19 protein-coding genes are annotated in these 24,077 nt (G+C 66.4%); 10 read left to right on the top strand and 9 right to left on the bottom strand.

Features of this window, described 5'->3' with window-relative positions; genetic code table 11:
- Positions 1-12: 12 nt before the first annotated feature.
- The 5 genes from qhpC to CP958_RS09225 form a co-directional block, all read right to left on the bottom strand.
- Positions 13-333 (bottom strand): quinohemoprotein amine dehydrogenase subunit gamma, encoded by a 321-nt coding sequence (qhpC, locus tag CP958_RS09245; RefSeq protein ID WP_096701661.1) that lies wholly within the window; start codon positions 331-333, stop codon positions 13-15.
- Positions 330-1,742 (bottom strand): quinohemoprotein amine dehydrogenase maturation protein, encoded by a 1,413-nt coding sequence (peaB, locus tag CP958_RS09240; protein WP_096701660.1) that lies wholly within the window; start codon positions 1,740-1,742, stop codon positions 330-332. The genes qhpC and peaB overlap by 4 nt, the downstream gene beginning before the upstream one ends.
- An 11-nt stretch (positions 1,743-1,753) precedes the next feature.
- Entirely contained in the window at positions 1,754-3,319 is a 1,566-nt protein-coding gene (gene peaA / locus CP958_RS09235) for a quinohemoprotein amine dehydrogenase subunit alpha (RefSeq protein WP_096701659.1), read from the bottom strand.
- 129 nt (positions 3,320-3,448) lie between these two features.
- Positions 3,449-4,258: a DUF4440 domain-containing protein gene (locus CP958_RS09230; protein WP_096701658.1), complete on the bottom strand. Its 810-nt coding sequence runs from the start codon at positions 4,256-4,258 to the stop codon at positions 3,449-3,451.
- A gap of 12 nt (positions 4,259-4,270) precedes the next feature.
- On the bottom strand, positions 4,271-5,683 hold the full coding sequence (locus CP958_RS09225; RefSeq protein WP_170958910.1) for an NAD(P)/FAD-dependent oxidoreductase: 1,413 nt from the start codon (positions 5,681-5,683) through the stop codon (positions 4,271-4,273).
- A 102-nt stretch (positions 5,684-5,785) separates the two neighbouring features.
- Here CP958_RS09225 and CP958_RS09220 point away from each other — a divergent pair, with 102 nt between their 5' ends.
- Positions 5,786-6,448 (top strand): TetR/AcrR family transcriptional regulator, encoded by a 663-nt coding sequence (locus CP958_RS09220; RefSeq protein WP_096701656.1) that lies wholly within the window; start codon positions 5,786-5,788, stop codon positions 6,446-6,448.
- A gap of 9 nt (positions 6,449-6,457) precedes the next feature.
- On the opposite strand, the gene CP958_RS09215 is transcribed toward CP958_RS09220, so the two are convergent.
- Positions 6,458-7,078, bottom strand: a complete 621-nt coding sequence (locus CP958_RS09215) for a response regulator transcription factor (protein ID WP_096701655.1) — start codon at positions 7,076-7,078, stop codon at positions 6,458-6,460.
- A 323-nt stretch (positions 7,079-7,401) separates the two neighbouring features.
- On the opposite strand from CP958_RS09215, the gene CP958_RS09210 reads away from it, so the two are divergent.
- The 6 genes from CP958_RS09210 to CP958_RS09185 all read left to right on the top strand — a co-directional run bounded on the left by CP958_RS09210 (position 7,402) and on the right by CP958_RS09185 (position 17,264).
- Positions 7,402-8,724, top strand: a complete 1,323-nt coding sequence (locus CP958_RS09210; RefSeq protein WP_096701654.1) for a DUF1329 domain-containing protein — start codon at positions 7,402-7,404, stop codon at positions 8,722-8,724.
- Between the two features lie 117 nt (positions 8,725-8,841).
- Positions 8,842-10,596 (top strand): DUF1302 family protein, encoded by a 1,755-nt coding sequence (locus CP958_RS09205; protein ID WP_096701653.1) that lies wholly within the window; start codon positions 8,842-8,844, stop codon positions 10,594-10,596.
- A gap of 27 nt (positions 10,597-10,623) precedes the next feature.
- Positions 10,624-12,999: an efflux RND transporter permease subunit gene (locus CP958_RS09200; RefSeq protein ID WP_242442814.1), complete on the top strand. Its 2,376-nt coding sequence runs from the start codon at positions 10,624-10,626 to the stop codon at positions 12,997-12,999.
- 10 nt (positions 13,000-13,009) lie between these two features.
- Positions 13,010-13,987, top strand: a complete 978-nt coding sequence (locus CP958_RS09195; RefSeq protein WP_096701652.1) for a YCF48-related protein — start codon at positions 13,010-13,012, stop codon at positions 13,985-13,987.
- A 50-nt stretch (positions 13,988-14,037) separates the two neighbouring features.
- A complete protein-coding gene (locus CP958_RS09190; RefSeq protein WP_197706383.1) occupies positions 14,038-15,540 on the top strand; it encodes an aldehyde dehydrogenase family protein in 1,503 nt (500 codons plus the stop codon).
- A 65-nt stretch (positions 15,541-15,605) separates the two neighbouring features.
- On the top strand, positions 15,606-17,264 hold the full coding sequence (locus CP958_RS09185; RefSeq protein WP_096701651.1) for a methyl-accepting chemotaxis protein: 1,659 nt from the start codon (positions 15,606-15,608) through the stop codon (positions 17,262-17,264).
- A 191-nt stretch (positions 17,265-17,455) separates the two neighbouring features.
- Here the strand turns inward: CP958_RS09185 and CP958_RS09180 are convergent, their stop codons facing one another.
- Positions 17,456-17,854: a RidA family protein gene (locus tag CP958_RS09180; RefSeq protein ID WP_096701650.1), complete on the bottom strand. Its 399-nt coding sequence runs from the start codon at positions 17,852-17,854 to the stop codon at positions 17,456-17,458.
- Between the two features lie 12 nt (positions 17,855-17,866).
- Positions 17,867-19,168, bottom strand: coding sequence for a benzoyl-CoA reductase subunit B (gene bcrB / locus CP958_RS09175; RefSeq protein ID WP_096701649.1), 1,302 nt, complete (start codon positions 19,166-19,168; stop codon positions 17,867-17,869).
- Between the two features lie 254 nt (positions 19,169-19,422).
- Here bcrB and CP958_RS09170 point away from each other — a divergent pair, with 254 nt between their 5' ends.
- The gene (locus CP958_RS09170; protein WP_096701648.1) at positions 19,423-19,935 is read left to right on the top strand and encodes a MarR family transcriptional regulator; all 513 of its coding nucleotides are present in this window, start codon (positions 19,423-19,425) and stop codon (positions 19,933-19,935) included.
- On the opposite strand, the gene CP958_RS09165 is transcribed toward CP958_RS09170, so the two are convergent.
- Positions 19,936-21,570: an AMP-binding protein gene (locus CP958_RS09165; protein ID WP_096701647.1), complete on the bottom strand. Its 1,635-nt coding sequence runs from the start codon at positions 21,568-21,570 to the stop codon at positions 19,936-19,938.
- A 202-nt stretch (positions 21,571-21,772) separates the two neighbouring features.
- Here CP958_RS09165 and CP958_RS09160 point away from each other — a divergent pair, with 202 nt between their 5' ends.
- Positions 21,773-22,960: an NnrS family protein gene (locus tag CP958_RS09160; protein ID WP_170958909.1), complete on the top strand. Its 1,188-nt coding sequence runs from the start codon at positions 21,773-21,775 to the stop codon at positions 22,958-22,960.
- Entirely contained in the window at positions 22,957-23,922 is a 966-nt protein-coding gene (locus CP958_RS09155) for a molybdopterin-binding protein (protein WP_096701645.1), read from the top strand. Before CP958_RS09160 ends, CP958_RS09155 begins: the two co-directional genes overlap by 4 nt.
- Positions 23,923-24,077: the final 155 nt, after the last annotated feature.

The following is a 24,077-nucleotide window of genomic DNA, read 5'->3' as shown; positions in this document are numbered from 1 at the left end:
CGGGACTCTCTGCTATTTCTTGCGATGAATGGGCTGCAGGCTGCGCCAGTCGCGCAGTCCCGACGGCGCGGCATCGGCCCAGTTCGGTGCGGTGTTCTGGGTATCGGGGACCTGGGCCGGCCACCAGCAGGGGTCGGCGCAGCCATAAAGGTCGGCCTCCACCGGCTGGCAGAGCGCGGCGATGCCGCCGAACGGGTCCACCTCCCAGCCGGGATCGAGAGTCGAGGTGCAGCCGTTGACGACCTGCATGACCCGGACTTCCTCGGACCGGCCGTCCTCCGCCGCCTGCTCGAGGCGCTCCGCCTTGCGGTTGATGGGCTTAAGGTGCTTCATGAGCTGGTCTCCGAGGGGCCGTGGCGACGGGTCAGGAAGGACGGGTTGCCCGCCATGATCTCGCCGTAGATGGTGATGCCGAGATCGATCCAGTCGCGCATCAGGTCGCAGTAATGGTCGGTGGGACGGAACATGTCGCCGTGGCGGACATGGGATTCGTGGTAGCAGCCGCCGGCGCACAGATGGCGGGCATGGCAGTCGCCGCAATTGGCGGCGGCGCGGTCGAGGGCTCCGGAGATCACCTGGCCGGCCGCCTGACGGTCGATGCCGTGCCGCACGTGCCCCATCTTCGGGATCTCGCTGCCGATGAAGCGATGGCAGAGCGCCAGGGAGCCGTCGGTCTCCACCGCCAGCAGCGACAGGCCGGCCCCGCACGGGATCAGCTTCGACACCCCTTCATGCAGATTGCCGACCATCTGGGCGATATTGGAGAATCCCATATCACGCCCCTCGAGGGCGGCATCGCGCCACCGGGCGGCAAGGGAAGCCATGCCGGCGAACAGGTCGGGGGTGAGCATTCCGGCCGGCAGTCCCGCCGTGACCGGCGCGAAGCCGACCTCGGCAAAGCCGATCTCGTTCTTCAGGTGATGATGGATGGCCGCGATATCATCGCCGCCGGTCAGGGTGACCCGCGCCCCCACCGGCCGGGCGGTATGGCGCCCGATCAGCCGCCGGGCCCGGTCGGCGACCACGTCATAGGTTCCCTTGCCGCCGACGGTGCGACGGTTCCGGTCGTGGATCGCGGCGGGGCCGTCCATGCTGACGGTGACGGCGACGTTATGGGCCACCAGGAAATCAATGGCGTGGTCGTCGAGCAGCGTGGCGTTGGTGGTGATGGAGAAGTCCACCCGCTTGCCCGACGCGGCGGCGCGCTCCTCGGCATGGGCCACGGTCTCGCGGATGGTCGGCAGGGCGGTCAGGGGCTCGCCGCCGAAAAAGGTGATGTTGATGCGCGGCCGCTCGCCCGATTCGCGGATCAGCAGGTCCACCGCGGCCCTCGCGTCGTCGGCGGACATCCGCTGGGCATCGGCCGGGCGCCGCAAATCCTCCTTGTAGCAATAGGAGCAGGCCAGATTGCAGCCGTTGGTCAGGCCGAGAACCAGGGTGGTCAGCGCATTGTCCGGCACGCGGGGCGGCTCTCGTCCCGAGGAATTGCCGCCGGGAGCCGTGATCACCCCCAGGGCACCGAGATCGCTCAGCGCCTCGCTCACGGCCTGACGGCTGAAGGCGCCGGCCAGCCGGCCCATCAGCGCCTCGGTGGACAGGCTGCCTTCGCCGATGAACTGGTCCATGACGGCGGCCGCCGTCTCGTCGATTTCGAACAGGCTGGTGGTGGGAACGTGGAACAGCAATCGCCGTTCGCCGATCCGATACTCACGCAGACTGCCGCCGGCCAGACATAGGGTCATCGAAGCCACCTTCAGCGGATGGGGGAATCGTTCCAGCGTTGCGGGGCGATGATCAAGTGGGCCTTGCCCTCGACTTGGCGCGGCCCGTCCGTCACCTCGGCGACGACGTACAGGTTGGCGTTGTTGTTGCCGCCGCCCCGCTTCGGGTTGGGTCCGGCGTCGCCGGGCGTGAACAACCCGTCGGCCGACAGCGTGCCGCCGAACTCCACGTCCTTGTCGTGCAGGGCGGTGTCGTCGAACGGCCTGGCCGACCAGCGGGCGGGCACCACGCCGATCCGCTGGCCGTCGCCGGTATAGGCCACCGCCTCGAACTGGGCCAGGGTGGTCGGCACCGGACCGCCGTTGCCGCCGTTGCGGGCCACCATGTCGGCGGGCTCGACCTTGACCGAGGCGATGGCGCCGTAGATGGCAAGCCCATCCTTGAGCCCGGCGCGTCCGACGGCGACGGCGCGCGGACCTTCGGGGGCGTTCCTGGCGGCCTCGGCCAGAACCGTGACCGATTCGGGGCTCGACGAGATGACCTTGGAAATCTTGACGCCCCGGCCAAGGGACGGCGTTCCGGCCAGACCGCTTCCGGCGATGGTGATCCGCGTGGGAATCCCCCGCTTCAGGTAAGCGGGAGTGACGGAGGCGATCATGTCGGAACCGCGAACCGCCGTCATGTCGCCGCCGACACCCTCCTGCCCCTTGACGAACCAGCGCCCGGCGATGCGGTTGCCGCCCGGCTCGACGGTCAGGACCTCGTCCCGGCGTTCACCGCCCAGCGTGGTGGAGCCCCGCCATTCGTAGCCGGTATAGACCACCGAACTGCCCTGTCCGGTTTCCTCCGAGCCGTCCGCCCAGACCAGGCGGTAGGTCATGGCATAGTGGTCGCGATCCGCCGCCCGGACATCCATGCGGCCGGTATAGCCGCCCTTGCCGGGGCGATGGCCGGAAACCGTCCAGACGCCGGACAGATCGGGAGACGTCTTCGTCTTCCAGCGATCCCAGGCGGCGGAGGACAGCGGCCACTTGGCCGCCAGCTTGGCCGGCAGTTGGGTGGAAACGATTTCCCACCATTTCCGGTCGCGGGAAAAAGCGTGGTACTCGATGGTCGGCCACTGGGCCAGATGCATGTGGATCAGCCGCCGCCACTCGTCCTCGGTCCGGCGCTGCAGGGCGGGGCGGGCGTAGGAATGGCAACGGGCGCACAGCACGGCCGTATCGGCATCGTCGGGCGCCTCGACCAGGGTGCGGCGCTCCAGCGCATAGCGGTAGGGAGCGGCCTCCTCGGGAGCGAGTCCACGGGTATCGGCCAGATACTTGATCAGGCTCCGCTCCTCGTCGTCGCTGACCTGAAGCCCGTGCCACTGGCGCATGCGCCACAGCGTCATGCTCCAGCCTTCCGGGGTCTTGCGGATATGGTCGATGCGGAACAGGCCATCCCCGGCGGACCGGACATGGCACGACGAGCACTTGGCGTCCAGAAGGGCCTCGCCCTCGGAGGACGGCGGAGCCGCCGTGGCGACGGCACTTCCCAACAGGGCAAACGCGAACACACTCGCCGCTCCGATGGAGCGCGCAACCAGAGACGTCATCCTCAAACCTCCCGTATCGGCTCCGCCTTATTGGTCGGGGAGTCCATGCAACGGCACGGTCCGAGACTACATCAATCATGCCCGGCCGAGGCGATAACCTATTGTGGTTATCGCCTCGGCCGGTCCCCGTCAGCGTGACCGCAGATCGGGAAGGTCGCCAACGGAATACATATCCGCAGCGATCTTCCAGCGTTCCGCCGATTTTCTCCAGACCATCAGGGAGCGCATGGTGAAGGGGGAACCCTGGGCCGCGTCGCGGGGGGTGACCAGCCACGTCATCCACATCAGCGCGGCGCCCTGGCCCAGGCTTTGGGTGGCGCGGCTGGTCAGGCGCACCTCTCCGCTGTCCTTGACCAGGGTGACGAGCAGCGCCTCGATGCCGGCGGTTCCCTGGACCGCCTGGGGCATTCCCTCGCCGGCGATGACGGCATCGGCGGTATAGAGCGACGAGGCCATGGCGCGGGCGTCGCCATCCCGCCACAGCCGTTCGATGTCGCGCAGCCGGCCGTCCAGTTCCCGCTCGAGCGGCGATCGCGTCCCGGCCGCGCCGTCCCCGGCCCCGGCCCCGGCCAGGAAGCAGGCGATATCCGCCCGGTCCTCGGCGGATTTCAGCCCGGCGAAGGCCATGGAGGTTCCCGGATAGAGCTTGTTGGGGTCGGTCAGCCACGCCTCGATCCGTTCCGCCGTCCACTTGGCCCTGACCCCGGCGAGGGCCAGCGAATAGCCGAAGCCCTTGGCGGCAGCGACCGGGCGGCCGACCACCGCATGGAGATTGGGGCCGATATTGTGCTCACCCGACGGCGTGTTCGGGTGGCACAGGGCGCATTTGCTTTCGTACAGCCGGCGACCCGCTTCGGGAGAACATCCCCCCGCCTTCGCTCCGGCGGCGGCAAGCAAGGTCATGACGGCGGCCAGGAAACCGATCTTCTTCCACATCATCGAGCCCTTTCCTCAAACATCGAGATGGTTGCGGGCCTGACGGCCGGCGCTCAGGCCGCTTTCGATGGCCCCGTCGATGAATCCCCTCCAGCCGCTGGCGTGATCGGCGGAGGCGAAGAACAATCCGCCGGTCGGCGCCTGAAGGTCCCGGAGGGAACGGGTGAACATTCCGGGCCGGTACCAGCACCACGTTCCCCGCGAGAACGGGTCGTTCTCCCACTGGTAGCCGTAGACGGCCTTGACCTCGGCGTCGGGGATAAGGGTGCGCAGCACCGTCTGGACCTCCCTCTCGTTGGTGATGTCCATGGCCTTGGGAGGTCCGAAGGCGACCAGCAGGGTGCCGTCCTCGGCATCCTCCTCCGTCCAGGCCAGACTGATGGGATGGGGAAACGGCGCCTGACCGAGCCAGTTGCCGATCCGTCGTGCCAGCTTGATGTAGCATTTGGTTCCACCGCCGGTGTGGCCCTGCCGGGCGGCAGCCATCTTCGCGTCCGGAAGGGCGGGGGAGAACTCGATGGAGGCCAGCACGTTCAGGGGCACCGCCACCACTACGGAGCGGGCCGTGAACACCTCGCCCCGCGTCGTGGTGATGGCGAAGATGCCTCCGGTCCGCGTCACCGACTTGACGGGGGAGGACAGCCGCACCTCGGCCTTGCCGTCCTCGACGATCGCCCTGGCAAGGGCGCCGGTGCCCTCGGCGATCTTGTAGACGGCCAGTTTGTTGAAATAGCGCTCCATCTCATAGTCGCCGAGGGACCACCATTTCACCTGATCCAGCAATCCGCCCCGGCGAGGATCGTTGTGGCAGTTGATGGCCAGTTGCGCCGCCACCAGATCGCGCTCGACCGGCGAGAAGTCCAGGGCGTCGAGCCGGTCCTGCAACGACAGGGAATCGTACTTGGCCGGCTCGGGGGAAAAGAACGGGTCGTGGGGACGGGGAAAGACGGTCCGCCCGTCCTGGCCGTCCACATTGCAGAACTTGGCCATGGCCGCGCCCAGGACCGGGAGCATCTCGCCAGCGGGGGACTGGATCAACCGCCCCTCGCTCAAAAGAGCCGTGTGTTCGGGATTGGCGCCGGAACTGGCCGTGATTCCCAGGCCGTAACGGGTCACCTCGGCCCAGACATGGGGTTGGCTCCAATGAATCCAGGTTCCCCCGAACTCGAAGGCGTGTCCCCCCACCTTGGTGGAGAAGGTTCGCCCTCCCACCCGGTTGCGGGCCTCCAGCACAAGCACCCTTTTACCGGCCTTGGCGATTTCACGCGATGCCGTGCACCCGGCGAAACCTCCTCCGATGACGATGGCGTCGTAGGGTGGGTTCCCCGCCGCCGCCTCGACGGGCAGGCCGGCGGCCATCGCCGCCGGTAATACCGCCATGGCGGTGATCGCCCTGCGCCGGCCGGCGCAGATTGGTTCCTTGGACATTGATCCTCTCCCGCGTCTTGGTTTAATTAGGTTACATGACCTATTTTCCCGAAAAATAGGTCGACTGACCTTTTTTGTCAACGTGCCGATGGAGACCGGATCATGCGAGAGGGCGAAGGCGGGGAGAGCGAACCCCCGGACAGCCGCGAATCCGAGGCGTATGCCGACATACTCGGCCGCTATGCCAACACTCCGAAGGGGCGCGGACGCGTCATGCAGGCGCTCGGCCATGCGCTGGACATCATCGCGGAAAAGGGAATCGAGCCCCTGTCGCTGAGAGAGGTGGCCCGGCGCTGCGGGATAACCGTCGGCAACCTTCAGCACTATTTCGATTCGCGCCACAGCCTGCTCGACGCCGTTCTGGCCTATCTGGCCCGTCAATACGACGTCAACTATTCCGGCATCGACCAGAGCGGCGACGCGCGCCAGCGGTTCGAGAACGTCATCCGTTATCTGCTGAAGGATATCCGCTCACCGCGCACCAACGCGGTGTTCTTCGAATTGTGGGCCTTCGCCAACCGCGATCCCGGCGCGGCCGAGATCCTGGCGGGAGCCTATCGCCACCACCTCGCAAACCTGGAAAGGCTGATCCTGGAAATGAGCGGCTCCACCGACCCCGCCGCCGCCGCCCGCAAGGCCATCCTGGTGGCGGCCATGATCGAGGGGCTGATGGTCTTCATGGCCCAGCGCTCCCATCTCGACTTCGATGCCGACGAGATCGAGCGGCTGTGCATGGGGCAGATCATGGCCGTGGCGACGGATTAGGAGGACGTCTCACCGCATCTTGTAGGCCAGCTTGACCGCCTGGGCCCGGCTGGAAACGCCCAGTTTGCGCAAGATCGCCGAGATGTGGATTTTCACCGTTTCCTGGCTGATGTTCAGTTCATAGGCGATCTGCTTGTTGGATTTGGCCTCGCCCAGCAGGCTCAGCACCGTCAGTTGCCTCGGGGTCAGTTGCGATATGTCCGAGCCTTCCCCCCCGGCCGAGGTGCCGCCTCCCTGATCCAGGCTTGTGGGGAAATGGGCGTTCCCCATCAAGATGGAGGTCAGGGCGGTCCGGATCATCTCCGTTCCGCTGGTCTTGACGATATAGCCGCTGACGCCGATCTGCGCGGCGCGGTGGATGACATCGCGATCCTCCACCGCCGAAACCACCACGATGGGGGTGGTCGGAATCATGTTGCGGACGGTCAGGACACCGTTCAACCCGTTGGCCCCCGGCAATCCGAGATCCAGCAGCACCAGGTCGAAGGACGTGTCCTGCCTGAGCGCCGCCGTCGCCTGTTCCAGCGATTCGGCCTGCGCGCTGGTTGACCCCCCTTCCACCTGGGACAGGATGAAGGCCAGGGCCTCGCGGAACAGCGGATGGTCATCAACGATCAATGCCTTAACCATGGAGAATCCGCCGAGTTATTAGGGGTTGGTATGGATTTTGGAATTAGGCCAAAGATATGTGTGCGCCGCAACATGCGGCAATTCTTTCATTCCTGGCTATCATATCAGCCATTACCCCCGAATAACCACATTAGGTTATTTCATGTCTTTCGATCTCCTTGCTATCACAATACCACCCGGCATCCGCATGGCTGAATACTCATCAAGAGAAGCCCGGACCGGAGACTCTGCGCTTTGACTGCAGGCGCGAGTGGGAAGGCTTAACACGTTACAGGGAAGAACCGGCCGAACCCAAGTCGCGCCGGCACCCGGGAGGATCGTCCATGAAGTTGTCCAGTCTGCCCTTTTCCGGGGCCGTCATTGCCATACTCGTCGCTGGCGGGGCGGCGTTGGCTGCCGATGCAATTCCCGAATTTTCCGGCCCGGCGGTTCCCGAGGCGGGTTGGACCTACGGCAAGGTTCGCGGCGAACATTGGAAATATCGCGGCGACAAGCCGCTGTTTTCGATCACCGCGGCCAATCTCAGCCAGTACGCCGACAAGCTGACGCCCGGTCAGGCGGCCCTGTTCCAGCAAAAGCCCGACTACCGCATGGACGTCTATCCCACCCGGCGCGACTGCGGCTACCCCGATTGGGTTCAGGCCAACACCAAGGCCAACCCCGGAAAGGCCAAGCTGGACGCCAGCGGCAATTTCGTGGAAAGCGCCGTCCTGCCCGGCATTCCGTTCCCCAATCCGGCCAACGGCGCCGAGGTTCTGTGGAACCATCAGTTGCGCTATCGCGGCGTCGGCATCCACTGGCCCAAGACCACCACGGCGGTTTCTCCCCGGCCGGGCAGCACCGAATGGATCGCCACCAACGGGCCGCAATACACCTACTTTCCGTGGGGCGCCAAGGGGCAGAACTCCCCGGACATCAACAACGGCCTGCATTTCAGCATCTTCTTCGCCTACAACAATCCGCCCGCCCTGGCGGGGCAGGGCATCGTCCAGCGTTACTCCCTGAAATCGGCCTCGGCGGAAACGTATTACTACTTCCCCGGCCAGCGGCGCGTCCGCCGGATGCCCACCTATCAGTACGACGCCCCGCAGATCGGCTTCGAGAACAACTACGCCCTCGATGAGCCCTATCTGTTCAACGGCCCCATCGACCGTTTCGACTGGAAGATCGTCGGAAAGAAGGACGTCTACGTCCCCTACCACAGCTTCGACGTCTACAATTACAAGAACGAGTTCAAGGACGTCGCCCAGGACAAGTACATCAACCCCGACCGGCGGCATTACGAGCTGCACCGGGTGATCGTGGTCGAGGGAACCGCCAAGGCCGACGTCCGGCACGTCGCCCCGAAGAAGGTGATGTACTTCGACGAGGACACCTTCCTGGCCCTGGCCGGCGAGGATTACGACGCCCAGGGGCGCCTGTGGAAGGTGCGCGAAGGCTTCTCCATCCCGGTCTGGGAACTGGGCGGGGCTTGCGATGTCGAGGCGTTCGTCCAGTACGATCTGGTGAACGGCCGCTACGTGTTCGATCAGGCCGCCTTGGGCTCTCCCCAGGATATGCAGTGGGTGGCCGAGGCGGGAGCGGATACCCACTTCACCGACGGCTTCTATTCGTCCGAATCCCTGAGGGCCGTCAGCGAACGCTGACCGTTTCCCGACCCGACACCATCCAACCGCCGGCGCCCTTCCGGGCGCCGGCAACCCCGGGGCTTTGCCCGAACGCGGCGCCGAATCCTTCCGGGGACTACATCAAGAGGGGGCATTATGGCTCTGTTTCGTCAGGCGCTGACGCGCAGTACTTGTCTGGCCGCGGCCGTCGCCGTCTTCGGCACGGCGCCCGCATTCGCCGCGGAATACGACATCGGCGAGGTCCACGCGTCCTGGGTCACCCAGATTACCGCCGGCATCGGCATCCGTACCCAGGACCCGTCCTGCGGCCGGACCGGCGATCCCAAGGCGGGCGGCAGCGGCTCGGCCGGTTGCGGCGCCAGTGCCAACGCCGCCCAGTGGGGCAACGGCCAGAACGGCAACCTGAACTACAAGCAGGGGCAGCCCTATACCGGCTACCTCAAGGGAACCAGCGAACTGCTTCTCAGCGGTTACGACGGCTACAAGTTCATGGCCCGCGGCACGGGACTGTTCGACCCGGCGGCCCGCTTCACCCAGTACGACCGTATGGAGGACGCCGCCCGCAAGAAGTTCAGCGGTGACTTCCAGTTGCTCGATCTGTGGGCCAGCAAGGACTACACCGTCGATCAGAAACGCGGCCATGTCCGCCTGGGCAATCAGGTGCTGAACTGGGGCGAAAGCCTGTTCGCCGCCGGCGGTATCAACGCCACCAACGCCATGGATCTGCAAAAGCTTGCCATTCCAGGCACCCAGCTGAAGGAAGCGGTCATCCCGTCGCCGATGATCAGCTTTGCCCAGAACGTCAGGTCGGGCCTGGACGTGGAGGCCTATTACCAGTTCTGGTGGAACCATAACCGGTTCGCGCCGGTCGGAAGCTACTGGTCGGTCAGCAACAATCTGGGGGCCGGCGTCAAGCCCATCTACCTGAACGGCGGCAATGCCAACCTGTGGGCGGCTCCCGGCACCCCCGGCGCCACCGTGGTCAACATGGGGCCAGACATGGAGCCGGACAGCAAGCAGGGCCAGTTCGGCATCAACGTGCACATGAAGCCGTCCGGGACCAATGTGGACCTGGGCCTCTATTTCCTGAACTACCACGACAAGCTGCCGGTGATGGACAACAACGTCAACGGCACCGTGTCGCCCCGGTATCTGGAAAATCGCCAGCTCTACGGCGCCAGCGCCAACTTCCCGCTGGGCGACTGGTCGGTGGGCTCGGAAGTGTCCTACCGTCCCCGCGACGCCGTGGCGCTGACCGGCTGCTTCTCGCCGTCGGCCCCCATGGACGCCCAGAACGCCCCCACCGGCATCAACTGCCACCAGTGGAAGGAGATGGAGAAGTACCAGACCGATATCGTCGGCCTGCTGGCCATGACCCCCAGCGACTATCCCTTCCTCGACCGTATCGGGGCGTCGGGCGGCTCGCTGACCCTGGAGGGAACCTGGATCTTCTATCCCGGCGTCAACGACAAGAAGCAGGTCACCTCCGTCGTCGGCGGCCAGAAGGTGGTCCAGGGATATCAGGCGGGGTATTTCCCCTGGCTGGCCAATTCGTCCAGCTCCAGCTACCCCATCACCGGCAGCAAGGGTACCGCCCATTCCGTGGGCATGGTGGCCGATTACAACGTCACCTATGACGGCAGCGTCATTCCCGGATGGCAGGTCATTCCCGGCGCCACCTACAGCTGGGCCGTCTACGGCAACACCCCCAACTTCCAGGCCAATTACCTGGCGGGGGCGAGGTCGCTCAACACCTACGTCAACTTCGTCCAGAACCCCGCCACCTGGCAGGGAGGCATCAACTTCACCCACTTCTTCGGTGGCGGAGTGCTGAGCCAGCCGCTGGGCGACCGCGACTTCATCGGCGGCTATATTACCCGCAACTTCTAACGGCTTGTGGTCCGGGGAGACTGTTCAGTGGCACAGGGATCGGGTTTGGATCGGCTGGTTCTGAGATTGGAAGGCGTCATCTTCCGCTACCGTGGAGCGCTGCTGGCGGTGCTGCTGTCCTTCACGGGAATCATGGCGGTGTTCGCGGTCCAGCTCCATATGGAAGCCGGGTTCGAGAAGCAGATTCCGGTCGGACACGAGTACACCGATACCTTCGAGAGGTATAAGGCCGATCTGTTCGGAGCCAACCGGATCACGGTGGTGGTGAAGGCGCGCCAGGGAAGCATCTGGACGGTGGAGGGGCTGTCCCGCCTCTACGGCGTCAGTCAGGCGGTGTCGTTCCTTCCCAATGTGGACAAGCTGGGGGTTCAGTCCCTGTGGACCCCCAACTGCTTCGTCAACGAGATCACCGAGGAAGGCTTCAGGGCCGACCCGGTCATCCCGGGGACCGTCACCCCGGCCGCGCTGACGCCCGCCGTCATCCAGACCATCCGCGCCTCGACCGTCGCCGGCGGCTATGTCGGCACCATGGTGTCGCGCAACGAGACCAGCGCCATGGTCACCGTGGACTTGAACGAGACCGATGCCCACGGCGCCAAGCTGGACTACATCGCCTTCAACCGGATTCTCGAGGAGAAAATCCGCCAGCCCTTCGAGGACGGCGCCTTCGAGATTCAGATCATCGGTTTTTCCAAGCAGATCGGCGACATCGCCGACGGAGCGCAGGGCGTCTTGCTGTTCTGCCTGATCGCCCTGGTCCTGACCGCGCTGGCGGTCTACTGGTACTGCCATTCCCTCCGCTTCACCCTTCTGCCCATCGCGTGCTCTCTGGCCTCCCTGGTGTGGCAGTTCGGAACGTTGCGCCTGCTGGGGTTCGGCCTCGACCCCCTGGCCGTGCTGGTGCCGTTCCTGGTCTTCTCCATCGGCGTCTCGCACGGCGTGCAGCAGATCAACTACATCGTGCGCGAGCTTTCCCAGGGACGCTCGTCCCAGGAAGCGGCGCGGGCCAGCTTCAGCGGCCTTCTGGTCCCCGGAACCCTGGCGCTGGTCACCGCCTTCGTGTCCTTCGTCACCTTGCTGCTGATCCCCATCCCCATGGTGCGGGAACTGGCGATCACGGCGTCGCTCGGCGTCGCCTACAAGATCATCACCAATCTGGTGATGCTTCCGGTGGCCGCGTCCTATTTCCACTTCACCAAGGACTATGCCGATCGCGCCCTGAGCAAGCGCGAGGCCCGTTCGGGCTGGCTGCGGTCGCTGTCCAAGGTGGCCGAGCCGCGCAACGCGGTGCTGACCACCATTGCCGTCGGCCTGATCTTCGCCCTGGCGGTGTGGAAGAGCGAGGACCGGATCGTCGGCACCATCCAGCCGGGCGCCCCCGAACTGCGCCCCGATTCCCGCTTCAATAAGGACGCGGTGGCCATCGCCGGCGATTACGACATCGGGCTGGACTGGCTGTCCATCGTCTTCGAGGCCGGGCCGGATTCCTGCGACTCCCCGCAGATCGGCCTGGCCCAGGACGACTTCGTGGCGGCGGTGCGCAGCATCCCCGGCGTGGTCTCGGTCTCGTCCTATGCCGGAATGCTGCGGACCTACAGCCAGGGCTACAACGAGGGCAATCCCAAAATGGCGGTGGTTCCCATCGACCCCACCAATTACGGCGCGCTGAGCGCCGAGATCGGCCGGGTCAAGGGATACATCAACAAGGATTGCAGCATGACGGCGGTCCATCTCTACCTCGCCGACCACAAGGCGACGACCATCAACCGGGTCATCGACGCCGTGAAGGCTTACCGGAGCCGCCATCCGGTCGACGGGGTGACGGTGCGTCTGGCGGCGGGCAACGCCGGAGTTCTGGCCGCCACCAACGACGAGGTGGCCAAGAGCGAGCTGCCCATGATGCTCAACGTCTATCTGGCCATCCTGGGCCTGGTGTTCCTGGCCTACCGCGACATCCGCGCCATGATCGCCTGCTGCCTGCCGCTGACGGTGGCGACCTTCATCGGCTACTGGTTCATGAAGGAGCTGGAGATCGGCCTGACCGTGGCGACCCTGCCGGTGATGGTGCTGGCGGTGGGAATCGGCGTGGACTACGCCTTTTACATCTACAACCGGCTGCAGCTTCACCTCGCCCACGGCAAGCCCATCGTCGAGGCCATGGAGAGCGCCATTCTCGAGGTCGGCATCGCCACCATCTTCACTGCCATCACCCTGGCGGTGGGCGTCGCCACCTGGAGCCTGTCGGCGCTCAAGTTCCAGGCCGACATGGGCAAGCTTCTCGCCTTCATGTTCATCATCAACCTCGTCATGGCCATGACCGCCCTGCCGGCCCTGGCGGTGGTGCTGGAGCGGCTGATGCCCCGCCGCCATCCCGTCCGCCTTTCAGCCACGTTCGATCACTGAGGAGGCGGCCATGACCCTGATATCCCTGATCCGAATCACCGCCGCCCTGGGCCTGGGTCTGGTCGCGGCAAGCGCCCAGGCGGCCGAGCCCAAGCCGCTGGCCCCGGTCGCCGCCAGGCACTGGTCCAATGCCGACAGCGCCCTGCTGCTTGGCGCCGCCCGTGCCGGCCAGCGGATCGTCACCGTCGGCGAGCATGGAATCGTCATGCTGTCCGACGACGGCGGCACGTCCTTCCGCCAGGCGCGCAACGTCCCCATTTCCTCGACCCTGACCGCGGTCAGCTTCGCCGACGAGCGGCGCGGCTGGGCGGTCGGGCACTGGGGCGCCGTCATCGCCACCCAGGACGGAGGCGAGACCTGGGCCCTGCAGCGCGTCGACGTCGCCGTCGACCAGCCCCTGTTCTCGGTGCTGTTCACCAGCCCCGACGAAGGTTGGGCGGTGGGGCTTTGGTCCTTGTTCCTGCACACCTCCGACGGCGGCCGGACCTGGACGCAGGTTCCGCTGCCGCCACCGCCCGGCGCGGCCAAGGCCGACCGCAACCTGACCCGGATATTCGGCAACCCGGCCCAGGGCCTCTACGTCACCGCCGAGGCGGGGACGGTGCTGCGTTCGGCCGACGGAGGCCGCACCTGGGTCTACCAGGATGTCGGATACCGGGGAACCTTGTGGACCGGGGTGACGGCCCGGGACGGAACCGTCGTCGTGGGCGGCCTGCACGGCAGCCTGTTCCAGAGCCGGGACCAGGGGACGAGCTGGTCCCGGATCGAGGTGGAGACCACCGAGTCGATCACCGATCTGGCCGAGATCGATGGCGAGGTGATCGGCGTCGGTCTTTCCGGCCTGATGGTGCGGGGCAAGGCCGGGGACCGGTCCTTCGCCGTCGTCGCCAGGGACCAGAAGCAAGACCTCACCGCCATCGCGCCGACCCCAGCCGGGGGGCTGCTCCTCACCTCCGTGCAGGGCGCGGTGCTGGCCGGCCGCCCCTGAGACAATTCCTGCCCAACAAACAAGATCCAGACAGTTCAAGGATGATGATCATGACGACTTTCGCCCCGCTCGATATGTTGCGCCCCGCCAACAAGGACTTCCTCGCCAGGCCTCTCGGCATGATCATCGACGGCGTGCAGGTGCCGGCCCAATCGGGCAAGACCTTCGACGTCTTCGATCCCGGCTCCGGACGGCAGATCGCCCGGGTGGCGGAGGGCGACGCCGCCGATGTCGACCTCGCCGTCAAGGCGGCGCGGCGCGCCTTTCAGGACAAGGCGTGGTCGGGCATGAAGGCCCACGCCCGCGAGCGGCTGATGCACCGTCTGGCCGACCTGATCGAAGCCAACGCCGACGAACTGGCCGAACTGGAATCCCTGGACCAGGGCAAGCCGGTCGGCATGGCCCGCCATGTGGACGTGGCGGGAACCATCGACTACCTCCGCTATATGGCCGGCTGGCCGAGCAAGCTGGAAGGCAGCACCATCCCGGTGTCGGTTCCCTATATGCCCAACCGCTTCTTCGCCTACACGACGCGCGAAGCGGTGGGCGTGGTCGCCTGCATCGTGCCGTGGAATTTCCCCCTGATGATGGCGGCATGGAAGGTGGCTCCGGCCCTGGCGACCGGCTGCACCGTGGTCCTGAAGCCGGCCGAGCAGACCCCGCTCACCGCCATCCGCTTCGGCGAACTGGTGATGGAGGCCGGCTTCCCGGCGGGCGTGGTCAACGTGGTTCCCGGCTTCGGGGCCGGCGCCGGCGCCGCCCTGGCCCGCCATCCCGACGTGGACAAGGTGACCTTCACCGGGTCCACCGAGGTGGGGCGGCTGATCCTTCAGGCCGCCGCCGGCAACCTGAAGAAGGTGACCCTGGAACTGGGCGGCAAGTCGCCGGCCATCATCTGCGACGACGCCGATCTGGATATCGCCATCGGCGGCGCCGCCATGGCGATTTTCTTCAACCAGGGCCAGGTCTGCACCGCCGGCTCGCGCCTGCTGATCCACAAGCGGAACTTCGACAAGGTAGTCGAAGGCGTCTCGGCCATCGCGTCCGGCTTCAAGCTGGGCCACGGCCTCGACCCCGAGACCCAGTTGGGGCCGCTGGTCTCGCGCGAGCAGATCGACCGGGTCTGCGGTTACGTCAAGTCGGGGCTGGCCGACGGGGCAAGGGCGCTGTCCGGCGGAACCATGCTGGAGCGCGACGGCTATTTCATGCAGCCCACCGTGCTGGTGGACACCCGACCCGGTATGAAGGTGGTGCAGGAGGAAATCTTCGGCCCGGTGGTGGTGGCCATGCCGTTCTCGGACATGGACGAGGTCGCGGCCCTGGCCAACAGCACCGAGTTCGGGCTGGGGGCCAGCATCTGGACCCGCGATCTGAACAAGATGCACGCCCTGGCTCCGGCCATCAAGGCGGGCACCGTCTGGGTCAACTGCCACAACGTGGTGGATGCGGCCATGCCCTTCGGCGGCTTCAAGCAATCCGGCTGGGGGCGTGAGCACGGCAAGGCCGGCGTGGAGCTTTATACCGAGACCAAGTCGGTCTGCATCTCGCTGTAGCCGCCGCGACGGGGGAGCGGCGCTGGCGCGCCTCTCCCCACCACGGACATCAAGGAATATCGGTGATGCTGGTCCATCTGCGGATAGCGGCCAGGCTGGCGCTGCTTGCCTGCCTGCTGACGGTACTGATCGCCCTGACCGGAATGCTGGGCGTTTACGGGATGCGCAGCCTGGAACGGGGATTGCGGGCCGTCTATCAGGAACGGACCGTCACCCTGGGCCAATTGTCGCACATCCTCGATTCCCTGCGCTCCGGGCACGAGCGGCTGATCGCCGCCGCTGATCCCGCCACCCGCCAGTCCAGCCTGCAACAGATGGCCGTCACCGACCAGGAGATCGAGGCCGAACTGCAGGATTACCGCGAGGTGATCCGGCTGGACGAGGAAAAGGAGCTGGCCGTCAGATTCGCCGGGGAATTGGCCGAACTGCGCCGGGTCGGCGAGGAAGCGGTCGCCGCATCGGAAGCCGGGGGACATGCGGGAGCGCGCTATCAGCAGGCCTACCTCGCCGCCACCGACACCGCTCAGCGGCTGATTGATCTCCAGATCCGCGTCGGCCTCGAGGAATACGAGACGGCGGTGGCCGTCTATCGGACCGGACTCGGCGGGACGCTGGCCATCTGCGGCCTCGGCATGGTGCTGGGCGGCGTGTTCGCCTGGCTGATCGGCCGGACCATCACCCGGCCGCTGCGCCAGATGATCGGCATCATGGATGGTCTGGCCGGGGGAAATGTCGAGGTCGAGGTCTTCGGGACCCACCGCCGCGACGAGATCGGCGACATGGCCCGATCGGTGGAGGTCTTCAAGCGCAACGCCGCCGAGAAGCTGCATCTCGAGCAGGAGAGCGAGCGCCTGCGCCTGCGGACCGAGCAGGAGCGCCGTAACGCCCTCCTCACTCTGGCCGACCGTTTCGAGGCGGGCGTGATGAAGCTGGTGGACGGTGTCGCCTCCGACGCCCACGCCATGGAGGCCGGCGCCCAGGGCCTGTCCGAACTGGCCGAGCAGGTCGGCGGGCAGGCCGATGCCGTCGCCGGAACCTCCCACGCCGCCGCCGAGAACGTCGGAGCCGTATCCTCCGCCACCGAGGAACTGTCCGAATCCGTCGAGAGGATGCGCCGGCAGGTGGTCGAGACGGCCGAAGTCGCCACGGCGGCGGTCAGGACCGCAGCCCTGTCCCAGGATATCGTCAGGGCGCTGGCCGGCACGACGACCCGTATCGGCGACGTCATCAGCCTGATCGACGCCATCGCGGGGCAAACCAATCTGCTGGCACTGAACGCCACCATCGAGGCGGCCCGCGCGGGCGAGGCCGGCAAGGGCTTCGCGGTGGTGGCGGGAGAGGTCAAGAATCTGGCCAACCAGACCGCCCACGCCACCCGTGAGATCACCGACCAGATCACCTCGGTTCAGACCGAGACGGAGCGGGCGGTGGCGGCCATCCGCGATGTCGCCGCAACCATCGCCCGCATCGATTCCATCACCTCCGACATGGCCCAGGGCATCCAGCAGCAGGCCGATTCCACCCGCCTGATCGCCGCCAATGTCGAGCGGGCGGCCGGGGGTACCCGGGAGGTGTCGTCAAGCATCGCCGAGGTCTCCCAGGCTGTCGCCGAGGCGCGGCGCAACTCCGATGCCGTCCTGTCCGCCTCGTCCCGGCTGACCGCCAATTCCGCCCAGATGCGCCAGGCGGTCAGCCACTTCCTGGTCACGGTCAGGAGTGAATGACCCCATCTGTTTCGCGGCCCATTACTTCCTCCAATTCCGGCCGCAACTCGGGCAGGCGCCTTCGGCGCCTGCCCCCTTTTCACGACACGGGAATCCTGCGGCGTCCTTGTTCGGCAAGATATTCAGGGTGATCCGCCCGGACCCTCCTCCCCCGGCGGGGCCAGGGGAGGAGGGTCCCATTTGACGTCCGTTCAGGTTTCCGGAACCACCGCCGTGGCTTCGATTTCCACCAGGGCGTCCTGGACCATCAGGGCGACCACCTGGACCGCCGTCATGGCCGGATAGTGCTTGCCCATCACCGAACGGTAGGCTTCGCCCAGTCCTTGGCGGTCGGCGAGATAGGCCGACTTGCTGGTGACGAACCAGGTCATGCGGATGATGTGCTCGGGCTTGCCGCCCGCCTCGGCCAGGACGGTGCGGATGTTTTCCAGCGCCTGCCTGGCCTGGGACACGAAGTCCGGCCCGGCCAGCCGGCGTTCGGGCGTCCACCCCACCTGCCCGGCGACGGCCACCACAATGCCCTTGGCCGCCATGCCGTCGGAATAGCCGCGCGGTTTCGGCCAATGGCCGGGAGCGAGAATCCGCATCATTGAACCCACCTCCTACTGGGCGGCCGCCAGGGGAACGGAACCGCCGCCGCGCCGCTTCTGCTCGATCATCTGGAAATAGCTTTCCAGACGGTTCTTGACGTTGGCGGCCGAGAAATAGCGCGGGTCCACCAGATCGGTCTCGACGAAGGCGCCGGGCTTGCCGGTCCGCTTCTCCACTTCCTTCATGATCATCAGCTGGCCGGCGGCGAAGCTGTTGCAGCTCTTGATGGAGTTGATCAGCAGGCCGTCGGCCTCGTAATCCTGCACATACTTGGACAGCATGTCGATACGCTCGGGCAGGTTGCGGTTGGTGTAGCAGCCCAGGCAGTAATCGGCCAGACTCTCCAGCGGATGGTCGGGATCGTGGCGGAAGCCGTCGTAATCGTAGACGCCGCCGACCTTGGTGTAGGAACTGGCCACCGCCACCGCACCCTCGTCATAGAGCATCTTCCAGAATTCGCGGAAATGGGTCCAGTTGGGCGGACCTTCGGTCACCAGGCGGTAACGCTCCGGCCCCATCTCGCCCTCGGGCGTGATCGGTCCCTTGCCCAGGCGGATGCGCTCCTCGATCTCGGTCCGCAGGATCTGGTAGAACTCGACCGCGTCCTGGGTGCCGCGAAAGGCGGTGAAGATCGGGCCGACGTAGTAGACGGCGCCGAAATAGGCGTCGATGGGCGAAGGCTTGTTCTTGGCGCTTTGCAGCACCCAGACCAGATCCTCCTCGGCCTTGGCCGACAGCTTCAGGCATTCGCGCAGGCGGTCGATATCGAACTTGACCCCCGACACCTGCTCCATGGTGGGGATGACCACTTCCTTGAGCTGCTTGACGATGTAGTCGCGCATGTTCTTGGTGGAATGTCCGTCACCCTCGTAGGGGACGTGCAGCATGGCGGTGGGGCACTTGTACTCCTCGCGCAGCAGCTCGAACCACTTCATGAAGGTGTAGCAGCCGGTATAGCTGAGCAGCAGCATGTCCGGGGCCGGAAACGGCTGGCCGTTGGGCGCCAGATTGCCGCGCCCCATCATGCCGATATCGGCCTTCACATAGGTGCAGACATCCTCGGAATGGCCGTTCTTCTCGGCATCCATGATGTAGGCGCCCGACTGCTTGCGCAGCCCGCCCTGGATGGCGTTGATCTCCGGCAAATTGTTGAGCATGCCGAAGGACATGATCAGCTCGTTGAGATTGCCGGGAACGAAGGTCGAGACCACCTTGCGGCCATGGTCCTGGGTACTGGTCAGCAGATCGTAATTGCGAGCGATCATGGCCTTCTGCTTGACCATGGACATTTCCTTGATGACTTCGGCGCTCATGGCTTCGGCTCCACACCGTGACGGAATTGAAAAGGGGACGGAATTGGACAGGGCATCCCCACCCCTCGAAATAGTTTATACATAAAATATAATCTCGCATCAACCCGGCTTTCCATCTCTCCGCCCGGCGGCGGCTCGAAGAGGCTGGGATGCAACCGAGGTATTCCCGGAACGGCGGCGTGCGCGGAAAATTGACCTTGATCAGGCAGGCGCAGAGCTTTATGTCTCAATCACCTTCAGAGCGAGTAAGCGCCATGAATGATCCCGCCGTCCCCGAGGCCGGCACCGCGGACGACCAGTTTCTGCCCCTGCGGGTCTGGCTGGCCCTGTTCAGTTCGGTCAAGCAGATCGAATCCGTGGTGCGCACCAACCTGCGCGAATCGTTCGGCTCGACCCTGCCGCGCTTCGATCTGCTGTCCCAGCTCTACCGGTCGCCGGGCGGCCTGACCATGGGGGAAATCTCGGCCCGGCTGATGGTCACCAACGGCAACGTCACCGGCCTGATCGGCCGGCTGGTGGACGAGGGGCTGGTGGACCGGCTGCAGGACGAGGACGACCGGCGCATCCAGTGGGTCCGCCTCACCCCCAAGGGCAACAAGGTGTTTTCCAGCATGGCCCCGGCCAATCAGTCCTGGGTCACCGAAGCCATGGCGGACCTGACCGAAGCCGAACTGCGGCAATTGCAGGCGCTGCTCGGCAAGCTGAAATCCTCGGTCGCCAAGGTCCAGAAGCGCCCGCGCGGTGACGAGGACGCCTCCGCCGAGTGATCACAGATCCCTGAGGGCGAAGCGCTGCAGCTTGCCGGTCGCGGTGCGCGGCAGGGTCTGGACGAACCTGACCCGGCGCGGATACTTGTAGGGGGCGATCCGGCTCTTGACGAAGCCCTGCAGTTCCTCGATCAGGGCCGCCCCGCCGTCGGCGGGGTCGCGCAACACCACGAAGGCGGAGACCACCTGGCCGCGCTCGTCGTCGGCCAGACCGACCACGGCGCATTCGGCCACCTTGGGATGTTCCATCAGAACCCCCTCCACCTCGGGACCCGAGATGTTGTAGCCGGCGGAAACGATCATGTCGTCGGAGCGGGCCTGGTACCAGAAATAGCCGTCCTCATCCATGGTGTAGACGTCGCCGGTCAGGTTCCAGCCGTCGGCCACGTATTTGCGCTGGCGTTCGGGGTCGCCGAGATAGCGGCAGCCGGTCGGCCCGCGCACCGCCAGACGGCCGGGCGTGCCCGGCGGCACCGGATGGCCTTCGTCATCGATGATGCGCGCCTCGTAGCCGAAGATCGCCCTGCCGGTGGAGCCGGGCCGGATATCGTCACCGGCCGCCGAGATGAAGATGTGCAGCAATTCGGTGCTGCCGATGCCGTCGATGATCCTGATCCCGGTGGCCCGATGCCAGCCGTTGGAGGTGGCGAGCGGCAGGTGTTCGCCCGCCGACACGCACATCCGGAGCGACGAAAGGTCCCAATCGATGGACAGCCCCGTCATGGCGCGATAGGCGGTGGGCGCGGTATAGAGCCCGGTCACCCGGTAGTCCTGGATGGTCTTCAGCATGGTTTCCGGGGTGAAGCTCTCCACCAGCACCACCGAGGCCCCCACCCGCAGCGGGAACAGGGCCAGCGCCCCCAGGCCGAAGGTGAAGGCCAGGGGCGGGGAACCGCAGAAGCGGTCGTCCTCGTTCACTCCCGCCACATGCCGGGGAAAGCAGTCGCAGACCGCCAGCAGGTCGCGGTGCACGTGCATGGTGGCCTTGGCCGGGCCGGTGGTGCCCGAGGTGAAGGCGATCAGCGCCACGTCCAGGGCCGAGGTCGGCACATCGGCGTAGACGTCCGGCTCTGCCGCCATGGCGGCATCCAGACTCTCCCCCGCCTGTCCCAGGGCGCTGAAATGGGCGAGGTGAACCAGACCGGGGGATTCGGCGCGGGCGATCTCCAGCTCCTCGGCGAAGCGAATGTCGCACAGCGCGTGGGTGACCTTGGCCTTGGCGGCAATATAGGCCAGCTCGCGCCCCCGCAGCAGCGGCATGGTGGCGACGCAGATTCCCCCCGCCTTGACCACGGCGAACCAGGCGGCCAGCAGCATGGGAGTGTTGGGGCCGCGCAGCAGCACCCGGTTGCCGGGAACCAGCCCCATCCGATGGCTAAGGACGTTGGCGATGCGGTTGGCCTTGTCGCGCAGGTCGGCGTAGCTCCACACCTGATCGCCGTAAAGAACCGCCGGCCGCTCTCCACGGCCGGCCGCCACCGCGTCGTCCAGCAGGACCGTCCCGATATTGAGCCCGGCCGGGTAGTCGCAAAGGGGCGGTAGGGCGGCATCCATGACCGGCCACAACTCGCCGGGCGGCAGGCTGTCGCGGGCAAAGGTGTCCAGATGGGCCGAACGGCCAAGGGATTGCGTCATCTCCGCGACCTCCTCTCCATATCGATATTCACCTTGCCCCTTTATGCCTAAACCACGGAATACGGCCGCTGGGCGCCGTCCTTCCGCTCCCGGTCATTTCGAGGTGGGGTCTCGTTCTCCGGTTTTCCATGATCGCCGTTGAATTCGAGATAATTCAAGCATAAAGTTTTTTGAGCGTTGTGGCGAAATGGAGCACCAGCCAATGTCCGCGCGGCCCCATCCGGGCGCATCCCTGTCGTCCTCGCCGCTGTGGAGCAGCGGCTTTCGGCCGTTCTATCTGGCCGGCTGCCTGTACGGCCCGCTGGCTCTCGGCCTGTGGGCGGCGGGACATTTCGGCGGCATCCTCGCCCTGCCCTATGACCGGACACTATGGCACGCCCACGAAATGATGTTCGGCTTCGTCGCCGCCATGTGCGGCGGCTTCATCCTCACCGCCCTGCCCAGTTGGGCGGGAACGACGGCGGTCCGGGGCGGACGGCTGATGCTGCTGGTCGGCGTCTGGGGCCTGGGCCGGGCCGCCATCCTGGCGGCGCCGCACCTTCCGCCCGCCGTGACGGCCGTCCTCGACATGGCATTCGTGCCGCTGCTGCTGGCGGTGGTCGGGCCGCAGGTCTGGGGAACCGCCAACCGGCTCTACCGCCTGCTGATTCCCATCCTGGCCATGCTGGCGCTCGGCAATCTGGTTTTTCACCTCGGCATTCTCCGGGCGGCCCCGGATCTGGCCCATCTCGGGATCCGCGCCACCTATTACGCCCTGATGATCCTGTTCAGCTTCGTCGGCGGCCTGCTGACCCCGGTCTTCACCGAATCCCACCTGCGCGAGCGCGACCCCGCCGCCACCATCGGCTTTCGCCGCCCCGTCGAGATTCTGGCCCCCGCCGGGCTGCTGGCCGTCGCCCTTGCCGAGTTCGCCGGCCTGGGAGGAGCGGCCGTCGGCGGAGCGGCCCTGGCCACCGCCGCGATCCATGCGCTGCGCATGGCGTCGTGGCGAAGCGGCGCCGTGATCGCCTCGCCCATGCTGGCGGCCATGCATGCCGGCTACGCCTGCCTGATCGTCTCGCTGATCTTGCAGGCGGCGACGGCGCTGGGCGTCCCCATCCCCGCCTCCGCCGCCGTGCACGCCTTCACCATCGGCGCCATGGGATTGACCAAGCTCAGCCTGATGAGTCGGGTGGCGCTCAAGCATACGGGCCGCGACCTGCGCCTTCCCGTCATCATGGTCGCCGGGTTCGTCTGCATGGGGCTGGCCGCCGTGTTGCGGACAGTGGCCGACGGCGGCGCCCTTCTGGCGGCTTCGGCCACGCTGTGGGTGGTCTCCATCGCCATCTATCTCGGCCTTTACGGCCGCTTCCTGATCGCCCCCAGCCTGCCCCGGAGGGTAAGCCCGTGATCTTCGGCGAGGTTCCGCTCGACCGGGCCGAAGGCGTGATCCTGGCACACACCATGGTCCTGGAGACGGGCAAGCTGATCAAGGGTCGCCGGCTGAGCGCCGCCGACGTGGCAACCCTGCGGGCCGGCGGCCTGCCCCGGGTGACCGGCTGTACCGTCGAGCCGGGAGACCTGGACGAGAACGAGGCGGCGCGGACCGTCGCCCAGGCCCTGGCCGGAGACGGACTCCAGCTCGGCCCGGCCTCCACCGGGCGCTGCAACCTGTTCGCCCGTCATCACGGGCTTTTGGCCGTCGACGCCGGGCGCATCGGCCGCCTCAACCGGGTGGACGAGGCGGTGACGGCGGCCACCGCCGTTCCCTGGACGGTGGTGACGCCGGGCCAGCGCATCGCCACGGTGAAGATCATTCCCTTCGCGGTGGATTCCGCAACCGTCCACGCCTGCGTCGCCGCCGCCGGCAAGGCCGCCATCCGGGTCCATCCGTTCCGTTCCCGTCCGGTCGGCATGATCCTCACCGCCCTGCCAGGCACCACCGACGCGGCCCTGGATGCCACCGTGGCGGTCACCCGCCAGCGGGTCGAGGGCCTGGGCAGCCGGCTGGAACCCGAACTGCGCTGCCCCCACCAGCCGGACGCCCTGGAGCGGTCGATCCGCCAGGCCCTGGACGGCGGGTGCGAGATCCTGCTGATCTCCGGCGCCCTGGTCACCACCGACCGCCGCGACATGGTTCCGGCAGCCATCATGCGGGCCGGCGGCACCATCACGCATTTCGGCATGCCGGTGGAACCGGGCAACATGCTGCTGCTCGCCCGCATCGGCCCGGTTCCGGTACTGGTCCTGCCCAGTTGCGCCCGCGCCGAGGCGCTGAACGGCCTTGACCTGGTGCTGCGCCGGATCATGGCCGACCTTCCCACCAGCGGCCGCGACATCATGGAACTGGGCGTCGGCGGATTGCTGGATTAGGGCGGCATACCCCAAACATGAAGCAAATCCATTTTGCTCGTCATGCCCGGACTTGGTCCGGGCATCCATGGCTCCACCAGCACAATGCCAAACGGCGGCGCGTGGGTGGCCGGGTCAGGCCCGGCCATGACGAGACAATGCAAACCTCTCTCGAT

The organism is Magnetospirillum sp. 15-1, assembly GCF_900184795.1.
GTDB lineage: Bacteria > Pseudomonadota > Alphaproteobacteria > Rhodospirillales > Magnetospirillaceae > Phaeospirillum.
The sequence above is the reverse complement of the archived record's forward strand: the minus strand, read 5'-3'. Positions and strand labels throughout refer to the sequence as shown.

Excerpts from the sequence above, each read along its gene's own strand:
- CP958_RS09210 (WP_096701654.1), top strand. The coding sequence starts at position 7,402 with ATGAAGTTGTCCAGTCTGCCCTTTTCCGGGGCCGTCATTGCCATACTC.
- qhpC (WP_096701661.1), bottom strand. The coding sequence starts at position 333 with ATGAAGCACCTTAAGCCCATCAACCGCAAGGCGGAGCGCCTCGAGCAG.
- peaB (WP_096701660.1), bottom strand. The coding sequence starts at position 1,742 with ATGACCCTATGTCTGGCCGGCGGCAGTCTGCGTGAGTATCGGATCGGC.
- peaA (WP_096701659.1), bottom strand. The coding sequence starts at position 3,319 with ATGACGTCTCTGGTTGCGCGCTCCATCGGAGCGGCGAGTGTGTTCGCG.
- CP958_RS09165 (WP_096701647.1), bottom strand. The coding sequence starts at position 21,570 with ATGACGCAATCCCTTGGCCGTTCGGCCCATCTGGACACCTTTGCCCGC.
- CP958_RS09220 (WP_096701656.1), top strand. The coding sequence starts at position 5,786 with ATGCGAGAGGGCGAAGGCGGGGAGAGCGAACCCCCGGACAGCCGCGAA.
- CP958_RS09230 (WP_096701658.1), bottom strand. The coding sequence starts at position 4,258 with ATGATGTGGAAGAAGATCGGTTTCCTGGCCGCCGTCATGACCTTGCTT.
- CP958_RS09180 (WP_096701650.1), bottom strand. The coding sequence starts at position 17,854 with ATGATGCGGATTCTCGCTCCCGGCCATTGGCCGAAACCGCGCGGCTAT.
- CP958_RS09205 (WP_096701653.1), top strand. The coding sequence starts at position 8,842 with ATGGCTCTGTTTCGTCAGGCGCTGACGCGCAGTACTTGTCTGGCCGCG.
- CP958_RS09195 (WP_096701652.1), top strand. The coding sequence starts at position 13,010 with ATGACCCTGATATCCCTGATCCGAATCACCGCCGCCCTGGGCCTGGGT.
- CP958_RS09225 (WP_170958910.1), bottom strand. The coding sequence starts at position 5,683 with ATGTCCAAGGAACCAATCTGCGCCGGCCGGCGCAGGGCGATCACCGCC.
- bcrB (WP_096701649.1), bottom strand. The coding sequence starts at position 19,168 with ATGAGCGCCGAAGTCATCAAGGAAATGTCCATGGTCAAGCAGAAGGCC.
- CP958_RS09160 (WP_170958909.1), top strand. The coding sequence starts at position 21,773 with ATGTCCGCGCGGCCCCATCCGGGCGCATCCCTGTCGTCCTCGCCGCTG.
- CP958_RS09185 (WP_096701651.1), top strand. The coding sequence starts at position 15,606 with ATGCTGGTCCATCTGCGGATAGCGGCCAGGCTGGCGCTGCTTGCCTGC.
- CP958_RS09215 (WP_096701655.1), bottom strand. The coding sequence starts at position 7,078 with ATGGTTAAGGCATTGATCGTTGATGACCATCCGCTGTTCCGCGAGGCC.
- CP958_RS09190 (WP_197706383.1), top strand. The coding sequence starts at position 14,038 with ATGACGACTTTCGCCCCGCTCGATATGTTGCGCCCCGCCAACAAGGAC.
- CP958_RS09170 (WP_096701648.1), top strand. The coding sequence starts at position 19,423 with ATGAATGATCCCGCCGTCCCCGAGGCCGGCACCGCGGACGACCAGTTT.